Genomic DNA, 18906 nt, shown 5'->3' with positions numbered 1-18906 from the left:
GGTCATTTATCCCGATGATGGATTGAAAGTGACCATTGAAGGAATGCGGCTTGTACAGCGATGTTGGGAGTCCCACTTTTGCTTATGGATACGGAATTTTATATTCCTTGTCTATTCTCCTCATCTCAACACTGGTATTCATATCAGTATCAGGCGATACCCGAAAAGCCTGTTCAAACGAGTAGGGAACCATAAAAAATATGTATTATGCCAACAAGTCCATCAAATTACGACCCAGGCCAAGAACTTTCAGACCTGGATTTTTCATCCTTGATTGGAGGTCCGTTAGGAGCCATTGTAGACGCACAATCCAAGGCGGCACTAGCCACTGTGGATTTTGTTAAAAGTGTAGGATTCACGCCAGACACCGAAGATGAAGCCACCGGTGAGATTACTCCTGGTGAACCTATTTATGTAAGCTTTAAATACCCAAAGCTGGTCCAGCCATACCAACCTGCGGTCAATGATCAGCTGGATGATCTGACCATTAATTCTGGTGGTACTGGATATGAGGTCGGTGATACCTTGATCGTAGATGGTATCACCGTCAATGTGACTGGTGTCACCGCAACAGGAATCATCAATGCCATTTCGTTTAGTGGTGATGGAACAAGTAACGTTACTGAAGCCAATGGCGTAGCAGGAACAGGAGGAACCGGGACGGGTGCCACTTTTGATCTGACTACAGAGGATATCGATGCTGTACCTGCCGTTTTTGAGGAAATGAAACTCGAAGTACCTATCCTGACCATGATGCCTATTCCGTTTATAAGGGTAGACGAAGGAAACATTGATTTCAATGCCAAGATCACTAGCATGGAGTACAATCGCGTAGGAACCCAGTTCAAATTTGGTACCAGTGCGTCCATGAGCAATCAGAACACCAATAAGAACTATTCCTTTGCGGGTAGCTTAAATTTCAATAAAAACGTCAACACGGTCAACCTGAAGACCAATGTGTCTTACCAAAGAAATACCCGTCAGGGAAGTAAGGTAGACAAAACCTTCCACATGGGCGTTAAAATCAAAGTTACCCAAGACGAGATTCCAGAAGGAATGGAAAAATTGTTGAACATTTTGGAGGGTGCCATTGTGGCCCAACCCACCGGAAACTAAATTTTGAGCCATGGTCCCACTACAAGAATATCTAGGAACCTTGATCTCAAGTGTGAACCAGGCGCGAGTCATGGCAGACGTGGAGTCTGCCAGAATCGCGCAGGTTTATGCGGGAGATGATTTACTGAAAAACTTTCCGGTGCCTCGATTTCGTGCCCAGGATATAGAATTGGATATTCCCGTGGCCATCGATGGTTTTGACCAGCAGCAACACCAGCCGGATTACCAACCCATTGACAATAAATCCTTCAACACCTCCAGCTACGCTTTGATGAAAGATGCTGCAAGGGTAAGTTCGTTTTCACGAAAAACCAGCAGTTATCTCAATTCAAAAATTGCACAATTATCCCAAACCCTGGAAACCGACCTCAAGGCCAATGTTCCCAAGGAAGAGGCTTTTAAAAAATATGAAGACGCAGCAGGAAGCCTATTTTCCAAAGCCATAGAGATGGACCGTATAGCTTCCACCGACCAAGATCAACCTGTCATGGCCTATAAAAGCCTGCTGCGTAACAATCTTAAATCCCAGGTCACTGGCAAAACCATCACCAATAAGCTGGAAAATGCGAGGGTGATCGTGGAGGCAGGCCAATTGAGAGAAATTCCCAACGAGAGTATCATACGCATCAAAATGAAACTCTTTGAAGACGGGATGGAATGGCACAGTTCCAGCGATCCTGATGGTCAGGTCCACAACCGATTACTACCTGAATAGTCATGAGAAAATCAGTCCTCACTCCTGCCAAAGAAATAGGTCGCGAATTAGATAAAATATCTGGGTTCGTGGATGGATTTCAGCGTAGGGATCATGCGACCAGCGACCAGTGGATCGAATGGCTTAGACACATGGAAGATCAGTTGAGGCAATATGGGTATGCTGAATCGGCAGAATTGGCCGGATTTCGCGCAAGCATTATCGATGGCCAGCAGGAAATGGCAAAAAAATCTGGTAGCCGATCTAAAAGAAAACGCCTGGCAGCACTGGCAACGGTCCAGCCTGTCCAGCAATTATTGACTGACAGATACCGTGAACTGGAAGCCAAAATAGAGAGCGTAAGATCCATGATCAAGCAAATTCTGGTTCCTGCCCGGGAAGCCGGTATGATACGCCACCAGCCTGGAATGGAATTTACCGCCTTTATAGAGTCATTGTTGCAACAATTTCAGCGGCACGAGCAATTGGCACCAAGCATACAAAGTGCAATCGCATCTCTAGGTAGACAAGACGTTATACGTATCATAGCCGAAGAGATAGAATTTTAAGACCTTAAAATCGTAATTTTAACCCGTAACCAACAATTCTATATTATGAAAACAACAATCAATTACCTTTTTACGGCCTTTATTTTGGTCTTAACGCTATCTTCCTGTGCAGAGCATTGCGGTCCCACGGCAGGTGAAATTGAAGCAGCCTGGCAGTCCACGCCAGGAAAAATCAATGCCCAACGCGCCAACCAATTGGAAGAAAATTACAAGCGTTTTATCTACCAGGATTCCTTAGTGGCCAGAGATGGAAGGGTTTATCAGGATCATCGCGAAGTTTGGTTTGATCTTGAGGATTTGAAAAATTACATCAATTATGTAGAACAATACGGTCGGGATAATAATTATGACCATTTGGGTATGCGTGTATATTTTGGCGCAAGTGGGATTCAGAACGGTACACCCAGATCTACTGTATTCTTTTATGGAACTGGTAGATTTGCAGGCGCTGGCCAATTGGTACAGGAAAACAATGTGGTAACTGAACCCAATCTGCCCGATGCCGACGGACTGAACATGGGAAATTCTGGTATGCCGCCTAGTGAGTTGAACTATCCTTAACATAGAGCGGTAAGATGGATAAATACGTATATTATTATGTTTCCATCGCTATCATTTATGCTTTGATCTTATTGGCCTTTGGGCTAGTACTGTATCGCTGGAAACATATCAGGCATACCAGGGAATGGATTTTTCTTCCTTTCCTCAGTTTTACGATTCTTATGGAAATCCTCAGCCAGTACGTGGTCTGGGGATTAGGCGTCAACCCGTCAGCTGTGATTGATATTTATACCCTGGGAGCGATGTTTTTTGCTATCTATTGGTTTTACTTGTACCTGGAATTAAAATGGTTGGGTATATCTAGTGCAATGCTGATGACCGCCAGTTATTTCATCGGCCTATCTCGTCTGGATGTATATACTTATGAGCTTCCGGCCTTGGTAATAGCAGCGGCCTTGACCATTACGGTCACAGTCTTTATTTTTTTTAACCAATTGCTGCGCAAAGATGCTATACAACGCTTTAAGGCGCATCGACCATTTTGGATAGCCATTGGTTTTTTTGTGTTTCATATTAATGCCATGCCTTATGTTTTGTTCCTGCCTAACTTGAGTAGATTGACCTGGCAGGTCAGTGGTGTCTTGATCTTTTTTAATTTGATGATGTACGGCTGTTTTATTTATGCCTTTTGTTTGAAGAAACCTGTTTATGAATGATTACTCTGTCTTAATCGGCGTTATCGCTTTTTCCTTGCTCATTACGATCGGGATGATTTCCTTATTTGTCACTTTCAGCAACCGGAAAAACCAATTGATGCGTGAGAAGATGGAAGAAAAAATGGCTGCTCAACAAAGACAGTTTGATGCAGAACTTAACGCATTGCGCAGCCAGATGAATCCGCATTTTGTACATAACAGTCTCAACGCCATTCAGTATTATATCCAGCGTAATGAAGTAGAAGTATCTGAAGATTATCTGACCAAATTCTCTAAACTTATGCGTCAGTTTTTTGAATACTCACGCAGTAAATCCCTAAGTCTAGAGGATGAAATTTTCTTTATCAACAACTACTTACAGATAGAGAAACTCAGGTTTGAAGACCAATTGCAGTACGACATCTATATGGATGACGATTTGGCTACAGATGAGCTCATGATTCCAACTATGATCTTGCAACCGATTTTGGAGAATGCGGTTAACCACGGTATTTTTCATAAACAAGGAGTGGGTCGTATTGAAGTACGTTTCGAATCATTGGGCGAAGATGAATTCAAAGTCATTATCACCGATGACGGCATCGGGCTGAACCAGTCAAAACAACTTTCTCAAGAACAACAAGGACAAACCAAAGCACACAGCAGCGCAGTTATTTCTGAACGTTTGGAGATCCTTAATGAGAGCAGGGATTGGGAGATTTCCTATGATATTTCAGACCGCGCCGATCTCAATGAGGGACAGGGAACCCGTGTTTGTATCACCTTCAAAAACCTAATACCATGAAGATAAGCACTATCATCATCGATGACGAGCCCAAAGCCATCGCCATCCTCCAAAACAAAATTGAACGCTTATGTCCTGCTCTGGAGGTGATTGCCACTATCGAAGATCCTAAAAATGCATTTGAAATCATCAGTGAAAAACGACCGGACTTGGTCTTTATTGATATCGCCATGCCTGGAATGAGCGGGTTTGAATTGCTGGAGCAATTTTCTCATCCTGATTTTGAGATCATATTTGCTACCGCCTTTGACCAATATGCCCTGGACGCCATCAAACATTGTGCGATTGGCTATCTGGTTAAACCTATTGACAATGAAGATCTAGTAGAAGCCATCGAGCACGCCAAAAGAAATATTGAAGACAAAAATGCCTTAAAGAAAAACAAACAGCTTATAGAAAATTTGGGCATTCAGAAATTTCAGAAAAAAAAACTGGTAATTCCTTCCACCGACGGTCTGGAATTTGTCAAGGTAAAAAACATCACCCATTGCGAAGGTGTCGATGGCTACACCAAAATCCATTTCACCCACCGCAAAGCCATATTGAGCAGTAACAGCATAGGTCATTTTAAAAAACTCTTGGACCACAAGGATTTTTATCATGTGCATAAATCCTACATCATCAATATGTCCCATATTTCCAGGTATCTCAATGACGGTTATGTAGTGATTAATGGTGATATAGCGGTGCCTGTAGCCAGGTCCAAGCGATCCGATTTCCTTAATTTACTAAAAAACGAATAGTTTGATCCTGCACCAACTAAAGCCTGCAGTTTCCAGAAATCGCCTAGCTTTGCCAAAAAAAAGTGAATCCCTCAGACGTTTACGGTAGCGCTTTAAGCGATTATCATCAAGGTAATTATACTGAAGACCTCCAAGTGCTCAGCAGTATCATGGAGGATGATGTATTGCCACTACCCTATTTGTTCAGAACTTGGGAAGATATGCCTGCTTTGGAAAAGATTGCACTGGACGCCTGTCGCAAAAAGGTTTTGGACATCGGTGCGGGATCGGGTTGTCACAGTTTGGTCTTGGAACAACGCCAGCTGGAAGTGAATGCGCTGGATCAAAGTCCTGGGGCCTGTAGGGTCCTGAAAGACCGGTTAAAATATACAACGCAGGTCTACCAAGAAAGTATCTGGGAGCACAAAGGCACCTACGACAGCTTGCTTTTATTGATGAATGGCACCGGAATTTTTGGTAGCCTGGATCGGGTCACTTGGGGGTTGAGTCATCTAAAACAATTGTTGGCACCTGGTGGTCAGATTTTGATCGATAGCTCTGATTTAAAATTCCTGTTTGAGGATGAGGATGATGGTGGTTTATGGGTTCCTTCTTCCCAAACCTACTATGGCGCCGTCGATTTTCAGTGGAAATATCGCGGCATGACATCTCCGAGTTTTGACTGGCTATATCTACATGCAGAGCTGTTGGAATCCTATGCTGTGGCCGGCGGATTTGACATGGAGATCCTGATGGAAGGTGATCATCACGAATACCTCGCGCGGCTCAGCCCCATCGACTAAAACCTGTTAAAGTATTGACAAGTCAATGCTTTACAATCAGCTACAGACCTATCTTCTGGTCAACAAACAAATAAAATTTATGAAAAAGACGGCATTGATAACGGGTGCTAGCTCAGGTATTGGGAAAGAGCTCGCCAAAATACACGCTTCTCAGGGAGGTGACCTGATCATCATCGCCAGGAGTGAAAACGAACTCCTTCAGCTTCAGCAAGAATTGCAAGATGAATATGGCGTCCAGGTTAAGGTTATAATAAAAGACCTGACGGATCCAGGCGCTACTCAAGATATTTATAACCAGGTTCAAAATGAAGATTTGCGTGTTGACTACCTGATCAACAATGCAGGTTTTGGCGGTATAGGCAAATTTCATGAGCGGCCCTGGGAGCAGGATCAGCAAATGATATTGCTCAACGTTATGGCGCTGACTCATTTGAGCCGACTATTTCTGCCAGAATTTGTGGCCAGGAATTCGGGTAGGATTTTAAATGTTTCTTCGACAGCCAGTTTGATGCCAGGCCCCATGCAAGCAGTATATTTTGCTACCAAAGCTTTTGTGCGTTCTTTGAGTAACGCTATTTCACAGGAATTATCAGACACAGCGGTCACCGTGACCAATTTAATGCCAGGCGCCACTGCTACTGATTTTGGTAACACTTCTGGGATGGACAAGACCTCATTGTTTGAACAAACCGCCAGTGCCACTGAAGTCGCCCAAACCGGATACGATGCCATGCTGAAAGGTAAAATGGATATCAAAGCTGGATTGAGTTTTGGCCAAAAAGCTATGCTTGCCAGTCTACCACTTACTCCCAAAAAAGTGATTCTCAAAATGGTAGAAAAAATGCAAACCCCAGAGGAATCGGCTTAAATCTTAGTCAAATCAACCCTTGACAATTATTACTGCCCACCTGAAAGGGGTGTTGATCAATAGCCATGGTCTAAGGCTTACTCACATACTTGGAAGTGTTGAGATAGAATCGCCATGGGAGATGTTTATCATCTTCGGCATAGTCAATCCCTATGCGTTTGCTGGTGGTGATATCGCTTTCGCGAAAGCGGGTACCTTCCACTTCTTCTAACCAAATGGTTTCACCCGTGAGTTCCTCACCGTAATGGGAGCGATCCAGCCCAAAAGCTTTGCTAAAATTTCCCGGACCTGAGGTAAGTGTTTTGTCCAATTGGGACTTCCCGCGTCGTTCCAGCATGGTCTCTATACCTTCCAAAGGTTCAACAGCGCGGATTAAAATGGCATCGGCCTGATCCCTAGAATTGGTGATGATATTAAACAAATGGTGGATGCCATAGCACAGGTACACATAAGCCACGCCTCCTGGTTCATACATGACTTTGGTGCGGTCGGTAAAACGACCCAGGTGTGCATGACATGCTTTATCACCATGACCACGATAGGCCTCGGTCTCAGTGATAATGCCACTGGTAAGGCGATCATTGACCATGGAGACGATCTTTTTACCGATCAGGTCACGGGCCAGGGCGACCACATCATCTTGCTGGTAATAGGTAACGGGGAGCTTCATGGCCTAAATATACAGGCTTTGCGACAATCCATTTGCTGCTTTAAAATCTACCTTTGTATAAAATGTGCACTATGTCTTTTAATGATTGGGACCTCCCTGCTCCCCTACTGCAATATTTACAACAACAAGGTCACGCTCAACCTACACCCATACAACAACAAGCCATTCCAGAGGTGTTAAAAGGCAGGGACCTCATGGGGATCGCACCTACGGGTTCGGGAAAGACGTTGGCTTATGCCCTGCCCTTATTGCAAGGCTTAAAAGACATTGTCTCCAAGAATCGGCAAATCAGCGGACTCGTACTCGTACCTACCCGCGAGTTGGCCGAACAAGTGGGACAAGTCATTATTGATCTGGCTAAACAAATGGATCGCCCACTGATTACCATGGCCGTTTATGGCGGCGTCAGCGTGAACGTGCAAATGATGAACATGAACAAGGTGGATATTTTGGTGGCGACTCCTGGGCGGCTGATCGATCTAATGGATTCCAATGCCGTATCCCTTGCTGCATGTCGTGTATTGGTAATGGACGAAGCCGACAAGATGTTGTCGATGGGTTTTAGGGACGAGGTAGATTATATTTTAAATGCTTTGCCCCAGCAACGACAGAATCTGCTTTTTTCGGCCACGCTGAATCCCCAAGTGGAACAAATCAGCGGACTACTACTCAGCGATCCGGCGGTGATTGAAATCAAGACACCCAAAGCCGATCTCTCCCAGATCAAACAGCTGGGCTATCGGGTGGTATCGGAGAAAAAAGGCGTCTTACTACGCCATTTGATCCATAAAATGGATATGCAACAAGTGATGATTTTTTGCTCCTCTACTTATCAAGTTGAACATGTCAATGATAAATTAAATACCAACGGGATCAAATCTAAAGCCATCCACGGTAAAAAAAGCCAAAGCATCAGAAACAATAACCTGGCCGACTTCAAACAAGGCGCTGTGACCGGTGTACAATGCTTGGTCACCACCGATCTATTGGCGCGTGGTATTGATATCGAATTTATGCCTTATGTGATCAACTACGAACTCCCGCGCTCACCCAAAGACTACATCCACCGCATCGGTCGTACTGGGCGCGCTGATCGGACAGGTGTTGCTATCAGTTTAGTAAGCCCAGAAGAAGCCCATCACATGCGCATCATTCAAAAAAAGACCGGCCAAAAAGTATGGATGGAAGATCTGGAAGAATGGAATAGTTAAACTAAGTGTGGCTTCTTTATAAATAGGACATTGATGATATAGAAATTTCTAACTTCAACTATCAATTGTCACGATTAAGAAAAGTTGATTGACCATGAGCCAGGTATTTACCGACTAGCTAACTCCAATATATTTGCCACAGTTCAAGATTTGTCGAACATAGATTTTTAAGAATATAGATAGGCATTACAATATTATCCGAAAGATTCAGATTCTTCCGCAGTACAGCGCATATATCATTTGATGTGCTCCAAAACAAGGATCAAAACCAACTTTTAAATTTGACATGGTATCTTTCCCAAACCTGATACATCATTGATAAATGAAAGGAATAGAAATAACAACTGAGCGACTAAAGTTGAGATTAATTGACTGGTCGGATTTAAATTCGATTCATCAACTACATGCTTTACCTGCAACAGATGAATTCAATACACTTGGTATTCCTAAAAATATCGAAGAAACTAAACGTATCATTGAACCTTGGATTGCCGAAAATAAGTTGGTCAACCTAAAGAATTACACCTTTGCCATTGAGAATAAAAGCGGAGATTTCATCGGACTATTTGGATTAAAACTGGGCAAAGAAAAGTACAGACGAGCAGAAGTATGGTACAAAATACATGCGGACTATTGGAAACAGGGTTTTGCTACTGAGTCGTTAGTAGCGGTCATTAATTTTGGGTTTGATGATCTCAAATTACACCGCATAGAGGCAGGATGTGCGGTTGGAAATATGGGTTCTATCAGGGTACTTGAAAAAGCTGGAATGATAAAAGAAGGACGTTTAAGACAAGTATTACCTCTAAAATCTGGATGGTCTGATAATTTTGAATATTCCATCCTTGAAACGGACAAAAGAAAAGCTAATTAAACACAGATAGAATGGAGATAAAAAACCATGCTTTACCCAAATTCGGGTCAGCCATCTTTCTTACGCTCTACTAAAAATCTGCTTAATGAACTACTTAAACTTCCTTGAAATCAGTTGGTAGACCTCCTATTTCAATCCGATATCATCCCATCCAGGGCATCTGGTAAATCAGAAAAACTATTTAACGCATTTTTATCCAATTGATCTTTGGCATTTTTCCAATCTGCTTCACTTGGAGGGGCAGGTTTTTGCTCTTCAGCTCGCTCTGGTTCAAAAGACAGTGTAGCAAAAGTGGGAAAATGATCGCTTCCGTTGGATTCTCCGGTATCAGCATTTACATAACGCCATTCTTCAGAAACCAAAATATGGTCAAGCGGCCAGCGAAATATAGGGTAATTTGCGTGATAGGTATTATAAAAGCCTCGACCGATGCGCAGGTCCAATAAACCTCCTATGATCTTAGTCAGTTGAGTGCTGTCTGACCAGGATACATCATTAAAATCACCCATGACTATCACTGGTAGTTCGGATTGGTGACTTTCAATGGCTGTTTTCATTAATTCCTGATCTCTATCTGTACTCATAGGATTGTGCTGTGGCATGGGCGGTGTAGGATGGATGGCAAATAGTCTAAACTGCGAGCCATTGTTCATTCTAACCTTAGTGTGTATTGATGGAATTTCAGGATCAACTTGAAATCTTACTTCGGGATCAACCAATTCAAGTTGGGAATACACCAGCATTCCGTAGGTGTTTTCTTGTGGCTGCTCCACTTTATATGGATAAATTGAGCCAATTTCATCACGCAATCTCTGGGTCCATTCCTTGTTGGTTTCAGTGAATACGATCACATCAGGACGTTTATCCTTTATTTCCTTAAACAGCTCCTTACCCTCATCATTTTTTTGAAGAACATTGGCGGTATAGACAGTGAGTTGATCCTCTTTGGATACATCAGCGGTCGACTCATTTACCTCAACATCAACAAATGGCGTATAATCAATGATTTTAGAACATTGAAAAATAAAACAACCTATCAACACGCTGATATAAAAATAATCATTGATCCAGCGTGGCTTAAAAGTGAAAAAATAAATAAGGATGGCCAACAATGTAAAACCCGTCAATAATAAATGGGGGAAATCAAAAATTCTGATCCACCAAAAATCTACTGCCAACAAAGGAAATAGGCTCAGCAGTGCCGCCACTAACCCAACCACCTGAAACGTAACTCTCCAATTCATAAGTTTTTTTGATAAAGCTAAGCTTATCTCCTATTGCTACCTCATGATTGGGTTAAGTTTAAGTACTGTCTATCAATACTTAAGAATACTTTGTGATAGAATACCGATGAACAGACATAAAATCATCTTATCACTACCTGAAGAAAAAGGTCAATATTCAGCACTCAACGGCATGGAATGATGCTTTTAATCCAAAGAATGGGCAAACGCCTCTGGATCAAATTCCCGATTTCCCACACCTTTGGGATTTGGTCCCCATTTATTAGGTCCTTCTTGACTATCGCTAGCCAGAAAAATAAGCAATATTATGGCACCAATGATTGGAATCAAAATAAGCAAAAAATACCATCCTGACTTACCAGTATCATGCAGCCTTCTGGACAACGCGGCAAGACCGGGTAAAAACATAACCAATTGAAATAATACATAGATGACAAAAGGAAGAACGGCCCATTCACTAGATTGATGCACTGAACCCATGATCGATATCATTAAATACAAGGGAAGACCGATCATCAAATGAAACAACCTAAAGTACCAATACTCTGAGCGACGTCCTCTACCGCTGAATTGAACATATTTTTGAAAACATTGCTTAACCATGCCCATCATGCTCACCTCATTATCTTGGTATGGCGTAAATGGTTCTCTACCTCTTCTGGGGCGGTGTTCTGTGTTGTAGTTGGCTGATTGCTCCATCATAGAAATATTTGGGTGGCAATATAAGTAATTTCGCTTTCGCGAAAGCGACATCAATTATCAAAAATCAGAAGGGATAGCCAATGGCAAAGTTAAAAACCGGTTCATCTGCCCTAAACTCCCATCGTTCTCCCGGTGGCCGCGTGGGATCATGCCAGGGGGCGGCCAAATCAAATCGGATCACAAAACCCTGAATATCTACACGCAAACCGACACCAGCCCCGATACCTAATTCGTTGATAAAATTACCACTAAACTCCCCACCCGGAAGCCCTTCCTCATTGGTGGTCCAGACGTTACCTGCATCGGCAAATACGGCACCTTTGACGTAATTAAACACCGGGAATCTGTATTCTAGATTGGCTTCAAGCCTTAAATTACCTGACTGATCAAAGAATGAGCGGTCATCACTATCATCAGGACGGTAGGTTCCCGGCCCTAGGGATCTGGTTCTGAATGCGCGTACGCTATAAGCTCCACCAGAAAAATATTGCTTGCTGAATGGCAAAACATCACTATTACCGTAAGGCAAGCCATAACCTGCAAAAAGTCGGCTGGCAATGCGAGATTCGTTGGTCAATCTATAATGGTACCTAAAATCTACATCAGCTTTTGCGTATTGGGCATACTCAAGACCAAAAAATTCGTTTTTTCCTTGGTCATTTTCACTGGACAAAAGGCTGATCGAGTTCCCTGCTACATCCAGCGTACTATTGACAAAGAAAAGGTGTTTTTTGTTATTTCTTATCATGCCATTATAAGTAAACGAATAGGTCAGTCCAGAAATAAATTGCTGCTCAAAGCTGGCTTGTAGAAAAGGGTTATCCGCCAGGATGGACTCAAATTCAGCTGATTCATTTAATAAATTGACATAATTAATCGACACTGGGTTCAATTCATGAGTCACATATTTATTGGCTTGCCAGATATAACCAAAGCTTCCTGAAAATGTCAGTAGGCTGTAAAGTTTGCTACGAGTGAGTATATCTGCCGCCAGACTAGCTTTGGTCTTCGGAATACTGTACTCAAAGTAGTCTTTATCAAACTGATAAGGAAATAACATTCTGGGAAAGATCAGGTCTCCTCCGAGGCCAAATTCGGTACTGGTGAGTCCAGCCTCGCTGTTGCTGGTGATTTGTACTTCATAGGCGGCTTTGGCATTGATATTTAACACCTCTCCCCCTTTGAATAAATTTCTATTGGTGAAAGTCACGCCCAAATTCGGTCCGGCAAAGTCATTGGATTTGGTCACTCCTTGCAATTCTGCCCTAATCGCTCTTTTGTTCAAAGGTGAGAGATAAATATTGGCATCCAGATATCCCAAACTATCTGTCGCCAGGGCATCTACCTCAGTATATTCGATGTTGACAAATTTATAAGCCCCTATTGCTCCTAACCTTCTACTGGTAGACTTGGAAACGCTGGGCTTATACAAATCTCCGGGTTCGATCAATATGAAGGGATCTAGTCGCTTGGGTTTAAAGAACAGTTTTTCTTGAATATAATTCTTCCCAGCAAATTCGGTGGTGTCTTTCAACGTGCTATCAGCATCCACAACATTATATGGATAAACATTCACCTCTCTGATGCGATAAGGCCTGACAGATTTACTAGGCACATCTTTCTTGAGCTTGAGGAACAAATCAAATTTACGATTGTCGTATCTGTTGGTATCTGCCTGAAATATCAGAAATCCGTCATTAAAGTTGTAATAACCACGTTCCTTGAGTTCCTGATCGATCCTATTGCGCTCTAGTTTCATAGCACTTAAGTCAAATCTAGAACCTACTTTAATGGGTGAATCCCTAGTAAAGGTCCGCAATACGTCATAGAATGGAATAGAGTCTTTTTCCACCTGATAAGTTTTAAGCGTATAAGGAGTAGGAACAATCACTTGATAAGAAGCACTACCAGTTCTCGCGGCCGAATCCCGTTCTATGCTGGAAGATATATTACTAAAGAAAAAGCCTCTATTCTCCAGCCTATTGCGCAGCAGATCCCTGGTTCCCTCCTGCTCAACATCAGATAGGTAAACTGGTTCCTCACCTATTTTTCTGTTCAGGAACCTGGCAATAAATCCCGCGCTGTCCTTGTTGACCCTGTACCAGTAATGTAATCCTGGTCGCATACCCAAAAATTTAGCATTTGGCTCTGGTGCCAGCACATTCTCCAATTCTGCTTTGAGTTCGCTCACTTGTTTCACCGTAGCTGCGCTGTCCACTTCTACCGTTAATTCAGCTCCTGTATATAGCAATTCATCCTCTGGAATATATTTCTTTACTGCACAAGAAGACACCCACAGCATTACAATGGTGCAGCAAAAAATGGACAGAATCGAAGATTTGAAAAAGGATGGTGTGCTATTCATGCGGGGAACTGGCTTAAAAAATCATGTGGGTAATTTGCTTTATCGTCATCATCTGATTTATCGGGATTTTGCTTTATCATCGGCTACGGTTTTTTTAAATAGATTGGCAAATTCGTTGAACTCTTTGGTGAAAATCACAGAAATCCCACTCACGATCAATTGACCGTCAATTACATTATCATATTGATTGCGTCTAAAACCTTTTAATCGCCATTGACCTTTGGGGGTCAAGAGATATTCCAGGCTCACATTTCCGATAATAGGTGTTTGTTGTCCTTCGGGTGCGCTCCCCTCCAAATCTACCTCATTACCTACACTTACAATCAACCTATCGTCCAATAGTTTTTTACTGGCAGTGACATCCAATTGGGTACGGTTTTGTGGGCTACTCCCTTGATAATCTGTATAACTGTCCAGACCAAAATTGAGGTCAACCCCCGTATTGCCAAATAATTGGCCGCCAAATTGATTCAACTGATCACTCAAAGCTTGGTTAAGATTGTCCCGGGCAATGGTAGCGGTACCACCATTACTGCCATCTGCACCGCTGGTGGGGTAAAACCTGTTGAGCACCAACAGGGAAAAAACCTGCTTATTTAATTCCTGGTCCTGATTATTCAATTGCTGAATCCTACCGTAAACCTGACCGCCAATAGCTCCCTGCTCATCTTCAGGAAGATCTAATTTGAAACTAATTTCAGGCTGCATCAGTTGGCCATCTACATTCAGATAAACCAAAAAGGGTAATTCTTGTCTAAATTTATTCTTAACTGAAACATCGGCACCACTAGTTTGGGCTGCCATCAATGCGCTTGCACTGGTCTCCACGGTATATATAGCGCGTACATCAAGATTGGCATCAAAGGGATCTCCAGACCAGGTAACACTTCCTCCTTTGGCCAAATCAAAACGTCTGGAAACCACTTCATATAGACTCAACTCATAGAATCCATCGCTGATTTCATATCTCCCAGTCAGGGTCATCCTACCGTTAGGGTACATTTTATACCTTAAATCGCCTGTTCCAGAAACCTGGAGTTGATCGCCAGTTTTTGGATCTACAATGATATTGATTTTGGCTTCCTCTCCGATCGAAAGGGCCGCTGTGACATCAAAACCAGCGAGCGTAGCCGACTCTTCCTCGGTTTGGGTAAGAATGTCATCAGGGTTCTCCTTATTTACAAATTGAACAATTCCATCTCTTTGGACGACATCCAGTTGCGTAGTTGGTATCACATAAGTAAAGTCCGTGTCGTCTTCCACCTTTAGGGTTAAATCAATCACAGGTATATTTAAGTCGCCTGTGATCTTGGCTTCTGCATCAAAGACGGCCTTACCGTAATACAAATCATTATCTTCTTCTGAAGAATCCAGCGCCATAAAATCCTCTGCCCTCACCTGGAGGTCAAAGGTAGGATTGAGGTAGCTCTTGGTTCCAACTTCACCAGTTACGCTAAACTGATTGTTATTAACATCTGAGATATCAAAACCGTCAAACAATATTGCCTCATTATTAACTTTAATTTCCTCGTCTTCCATTTTAAAGGAAGTATCAAGCATGGCCACATTTATTTCTGCCTGGTTGAATTTTAACGATCCATCATATTGAGGTTCGAGACTAGTACCCGTGACATCCAAATGCCCTGATACATACCCAGCGCCTTCCTTCAAAAAGTCCTGTGAAAGTCCGGCAATGGTCTCCATGCCTAATTTCTCAATGTCTAAATCTAGATCAAGTTGGGCAGCTACTTCATCTGCTTGATAGGTACCCGCCAAACTAAGGTCTGTATTTTCACCTTGAAGTTTGAGATTCATGTTGTACTTATCGTTGTTCAATAAATTGGCGTCGAGATTCAGCTTACCCAATGGCACTTGCATCACATGTAGGTCATTGATTTGAACATCTGCTTCAAAACCTAATTTATCCATCACTCCTTCAAGAATAAATTCGCCATTGACAGTTCCAGTAGCCAATTTTTCATCTGGGTTAAAATAACTGAGCAAGGCCTGTAATTTGAAATCGTTCAGTAATAGCGCGAGATGATCCTTGGGTACATTCGGTAAATCGGTGCGCAGTTCAACCGACTGATCTTTATGGCTCAAGATAAAATCCCGGAATAGGATACGGTCTTCTCCATAGGCCATTTCATTACTTTCTGGGACGGTCCATACCTTTTTATTCAAAATCAGATCGTCCACAGAAAGTTTAAAAATCAAGTCTTCAATAGGCGCTGGATTGTCGAGACCGACTTGCTCACCTGAAGCTGTTCTGCTGCGTCTGGACAACGTACTTCCAAAATGAATTAAGCGTTCACCATCATCATAGGAATTAAAATCCAAAAAGAGTTGGTTTTCTGCCACTTTGCCATCGAGTTGGGTCTGTTTGACATCCAGTGGCCCGGCCAGCAGATGTTTAAAGCCTATATCAAACCTCAAACTTTCCTCATCCGATCTTGAGCGTATCACCAGACTGTCCAGTTCGCTCTCGCCGTACTTGATGTATGGGGCAATAATATCCGCATTCAGTTTTCTTTGTTTTTCATCAAAATCAACTGCCAGTCTCATCGTGTCCAAAGAGACCAGATTGGGGAGTATGACATCCCTCAAGATCGGTGCCGGACGCAAGTTACCATGGATCTTCATGCGCACCGACCGTGTACTGTCCCTTCTCGCTTTATCTGATAGATAACTATTGACATGTCGTTGCAATGCGCTGGCCAGCTGAACAGGTTCAATGTTTGATCTCAAGTCCAAATCCAGCATCTTGTTGCGCAGGTCTACTGATGTTGAATCAGGTTGTACATAGGCCTTGATATCTACGTCGCCCAATAAATAAGACTGATTATCATAGACACTTATCCCATCTTTAACCTCAGCTGTAACATTATATCGATCAGTATTGCCTTGGAAAATCAAATTCAAATCTCCTGCAGCTCGTATGTTCCTGGAACTGATACCAAATGCTTGAAGATTGACACCCTTTACATCCAGCTGGGCATCTGCGTAAGTATTAATGCTGTCCAATCGGATCTTTGCCTCCAGTGCTGCATCAAGATTGTCGTCTTTATATCGGGAAGAAAGCTGTCCATTGCCATTATTGAATTGGGCTTCAATAGGTAGTTCCTTTATTTCATAACCATTATAGGAAAATTGATTGACTACACCGTCAATCTGCGCATCTAAATCACTGATGGAACTTCCTGAACCACTTGCCTCAATCTCAGCGTCAATAACACCCAAAGAGGGGTTCTGTAACAATTGCCCTAGGTCAACTTGAGAGGTGGTTACAGTAGTATTAAAGGCGATCTGCTCCTGATTTTTAAACGTGCCCTGAATACCGATATCTCCTTGAGTGGTGTTAAGTCGCGCTTTACCTGTGAGGTCATCCAACTTTCCTTCTACACTTCCCACCAGCCTAAATTCTTGGGGGAGTTCGATACTCAATTGGTCTTCATCCACAAAATTCACGATATCCGACCTGGTAGATGTCATTTCAATATTGGGAAGGTCAAAGCCCAGTTGATCAACATCTGTCAGTGCCCTTAATTCTCCGATGGCTGTGATTTTGGTACCTTGGCCCCAGGTCAATTCAAATTGATTTACCCCTAAGCGTTCGGTACTTCCAGAAGCGATTAAATTTCCTTGAAGGGGTTGCGAACTCAAAGTGTTGAGATATTGATTTTCTTTTAATGAAGGTTGGAAAACAAATAGATCATTGAGCTGAATCTTAAATTGCGGAATAGTAGTGGAAATCCCTATGGATTGTGGATTTTCTATGAGCTGGTTCACCCCTTGATAAGATATTTGAATATTACCACGCAAACTACTGTTATTGATCTGCGCCTTGAGTTGATTTAAACGTAATTGATCGTCAGTAAATAGGGCATCTGTAGAAAACTGGCGAACTCGAATACCTGATATTTCCTCTCCTTGTAATTGAGCCAGTTCTACCCGCATGGATTGGTTTTCCATCACGTAATCGGTGGCCATCACATTAAGACCAGTCAAACTTATCGCCTCAGGGTTGAAGTAGCCTTTTATAGGTTGTGCACCATTGACACTGTAGTCAAATGAATTGTTTTCAAATAGAAGTTCGCCCAGATTCACTTGCATATCTGGCCACTCAAACACAGGAGCGGATGAGTCATCTGCGGTATCGGTAGCAGTAGGCATTTCCATAGTAATGCCTACGTAGGAATTATTGAGATGCAGGTAGGTTGCCTCTATGATATTGTTTTGCAAATCTGCCTTAGGCATAGACATGCGCAATTGTTGCAAATTGGTATTCACGACAATCTGGTCAGGTTCAGAATTATAATTGAGTCGTACCTCATCCAAAGACATATTCCCCACGCGTATCAATGGAAGCGGTGAGTCGTCAGCCTGGTCGGTAATGGCTTCGGCTATGCTGGTATCCGTCTCAGGAGTGGGATCTGGTTCCGCTTTCGCGAAAGCGGTCACCGTATCCTTTTCATAATTGATCACCGCATTACTTAGTGATACCTCATCTATATCAATGATCATTTGATTGAGATCCAACTCATTCATCTCGAGGGTGAAACTGGAAAACACGGCATCTGCATAAAGGTCTTGTACCTCATCCCTAAAAGACACGTCAAAATCCGTCAATTGGACTGTTCCGAGTGATAATTGAAAAGGCTCCTGATTTGTGGTATCCGGTGCAGTCGCAAAGGCATCTACTAGAAATTGATAATTAAAACCTTGGATACTGTCTTTACGATGCACACGTGCGGTCAAACCTTCCCAGTCAATTTCCTGAAGATCAATTTCTCCTGTAGAAAGCAAGGTCTTAAATGGTATGCTGGCTTCCAGGCGTTTTGAGTAGACCAAAGTATCACCGGCCAGGTCTTCTAAATAAAGGCCTTCCAGTTGAACGTTACCATCAAAAGTGACAAAAAGTCGATCTATTTCAATCTCGGTTCCTGTTTTGTCCTTCACATAGGATACCAATTCATCGACAATAATTCCCTGTCCCCAGGGACTGCGTATAAACAATACCAGAAGTACCAGAAAAACCAAAAGGCCCAACATCACTTTTGCGATTCT

Annotated in this window: 16 protein-coding genes; 11 read left to right on the top strand and 5 right to left on the bottom strand. The window is 42.7% G+C overall.

Annotated features, from left to right (window positions below; all coding sequences use genetic code 11):
- Positions 1-207 precede the first annotated feature (207 nt).
- From EGM47_RS13345 to EGM47_RS13305, 9 genes are all read left to right on the top strand, one after another.
- Positions 208-1116: a DUF2589 domain-containing protein gene (locus tag EGM47_RS13345; protein WP_124981332.1), complete on the top strand. Its 909-nt coding sequence runs from the start codon at positions 208-210 to the stop codon at positions 1114-1116.
- A 10-nt stretch (positions 1117-1126) separates the two neighbouring features.
- Positions 1127-1831 carry a hypothetical protein gene (locus tag EGM47_RS13340; RefSeq protein WP_124981331.1) on the top strand — a complete coding sequence of 235 codons (705 nt, stop codon included), beginning with the start codon at positions 1127-1129 and terminating at the stop codon, positions 1829-1831.
- A gap of 2 nt (positions 1832-1833) precedes the next feature.
- Entirely contained in the window at positions 1834-2379 is a 546-nt protein-coding gene (locus EGM47_RS13335) for a hypothetical protein (RefSeq protein ID WP_124981330.1), read from the top strand.
- Positions 2380-2424: 45 nt separating this feature from the next.
- A complete protein-coding gene (locus EGM47_RS13330) occupies positions 2425-2940 on the top strand; it encodes a hypothetical protein (protein WP_124981329.1) in 516 nt (171 codons plus the stop codon).
- A 14-nt stretch (positions 2941-2954) separates the two neighbouring features.
- Complete coding sequence (locus tag EGM47_RS13325) at positions 2955-3596, top strand: hypothetical protein (RefSeq protein WP_124981328.1); 642 nt, start codon at positions 2955-2957, stop codon at positions 3594-3596.
- Complete coding sequence (locus EGM47_RS13320) at positions 3589-4380, top strand: sensor histidine kinase (RefSeq protein ID WP_124981327.1); 792 nt, start codon at positions 3589-3591, stop codon at positions 4378-4380. The genes EGM47_RS13325 and EGM47_RS13320 overlap by 8 nt, the downstream gene beginning before the upstream one ends.
- Positions 4377-5123 (top strand): LytR/AlgR family response regulator transcription factor, encoded by a 747-nt coding sequence (locus EGM47_RS13315; protein WP_124981326.1) that lies wholly within the window; start codon positions 4377-4379, stop codon positions 5121-5123. Before EGM47_RS13320 ends, EGM47_RS13315 begins: the two co-directional genes overlap by 4 nt.
- Before the next feature lie 62 nt (positions 5124-5185).
- Positions 5186-5905, top strand: a complete 720-nt coding sequence (locus EGM47_RS13310; RefSeq protein WP_240642465.1) for a methyltransferase domain-containing protein — start codon at positions 5186-5188, stop codon at positions 5903-5905.
- 79 nt (positions 5906-5984) lie between these two features.
- Positions 5985-6773 carry an SDR family NAD(P)-dependent oxidoreductase gene (locus EGM47_RS13305; protein WP_124981325.1) on the top strand — a complete coding sequence of 263 codons (789 nt, stop codon included), beginning with the start codon at positions 5985-5987 and terminating at the stop codon, positions 6771-6773.
- 70 nt (positions 6774-6843) lie between these two features.
- Here EGM47_RS13305 and EGM47_RS13300 read toward each other — a convergent pair whose 3' ends face one another.
- Entirely contained in the window at positions 6844-7443 is a 600-nt protein-coding gene (locus EGM47_RS13300; RefSeq protein WP_124981324.1) for a DNA-3-methyladenine glycosylase, read from the bottom strand.
- Between the two features lie 71 nt (positions 7444-7514).
- Here EGM47_RS13300 and EGM47_RS13295 point away from each other — a divergent pair, with 71 nt between their 5' ends.
- Positions 7515-8654, top strand: a complete 1140-nt coding sequence (locus EGM47_RS13295) for a DEAD/DEAH box helicase (RefSeq protein WP_124981323.1) — start codon at positions 7515-7517, stop codon at positions 8652-8654.
- Positions 8655-8976: 322 nt separating this feature from the next.
- Positions 8977-9528, top strand: a complete 552-nt coding sequence (locus EGM47_RS13290; RefSeq protein ID WP_124981322.1) for a GNAT family N-acetyltransferase — start codon at positions 8977-8979, stop codon at positions 9526-9528.
- A 131-nt stretch (positions 9529-9659) separates the two neighbouring features.
- Here EGM47_RS13290 and EGM47_RS13285 read toward each other — a convergent pair whose 3' ends face one another.
- The 4 genes from EGM47_RS13285 to EGM47_RS13270 all read right to left on the bottom strand — a co-directional run bounded on the left by EGM47_RS13285 (position 9660) and on the right by EGM47_RS13270 (position 18891).
- On the bottom strand, positions 9660-10772 hold the full coding sequence (locus EGM47_RS13285) for an endonuclease/exonuclease/phosphatase family protein (protein ID WP_124981321.1): 1113 nt from the start codon (positions 10770-10772) through the stop codon (positions 9660-9662).
- 186 nt (positions 10773-10958) lie between these two features.
- Entirely contained in the window at positions 10959-11474 is a 516-nt protein-coding gene (locus tag EGM47_RS13280; RefSeq protein WP_240642463.1) for a DUF805 domain-containing protein, read from the bottom strand.
- Between the two features lie 64 nt (positions 11475-11538).
- Positions 11539-13839 carry a translocation and assembly module lipoprotein TamL gene (tamL, locus tag EGM47_RS13275; RefSeq protein WP_124981320.1) on the bottom strand — a complete coding sequence of 767 codons (2301 nt, stop codon included), beginning with the start codon at positions 13837-13839 and terminating at the stop codon, positions 11539-11541.
- Between the two features lie 57 nt (positions 13840-13896).
- Positions 13897-18891: a translocation/assembly module TamB domain-containing protein gene (locus tag EGM47_RS13270; RefSeq protein ID WP_124981319.1), complete on the bottom strand. Its 4995-nt coding sequence runs from the start codon at positions 18889-18891 to the stop codon at positions 13897-13899.
- Positions 18892-18906 lie beyond the last annotated feature (15 nt).

Source organism: Nonlabens xiamenensis (genome assembly GCF_003865345.1).
In the GTDB taxonomy this organism is placed as follows: Bacteria; Bacteroidota; Bacteroidia; order Flavobacteriales; family Flavobacteriaceae; genus Nonlabens; species Nonlabens xiamenensis.
The sequence above is the reverse complement of the archived record's forward strand: the minus strand, read 5'-3'. Positions and strand labels throughout refer to the sequence as shown.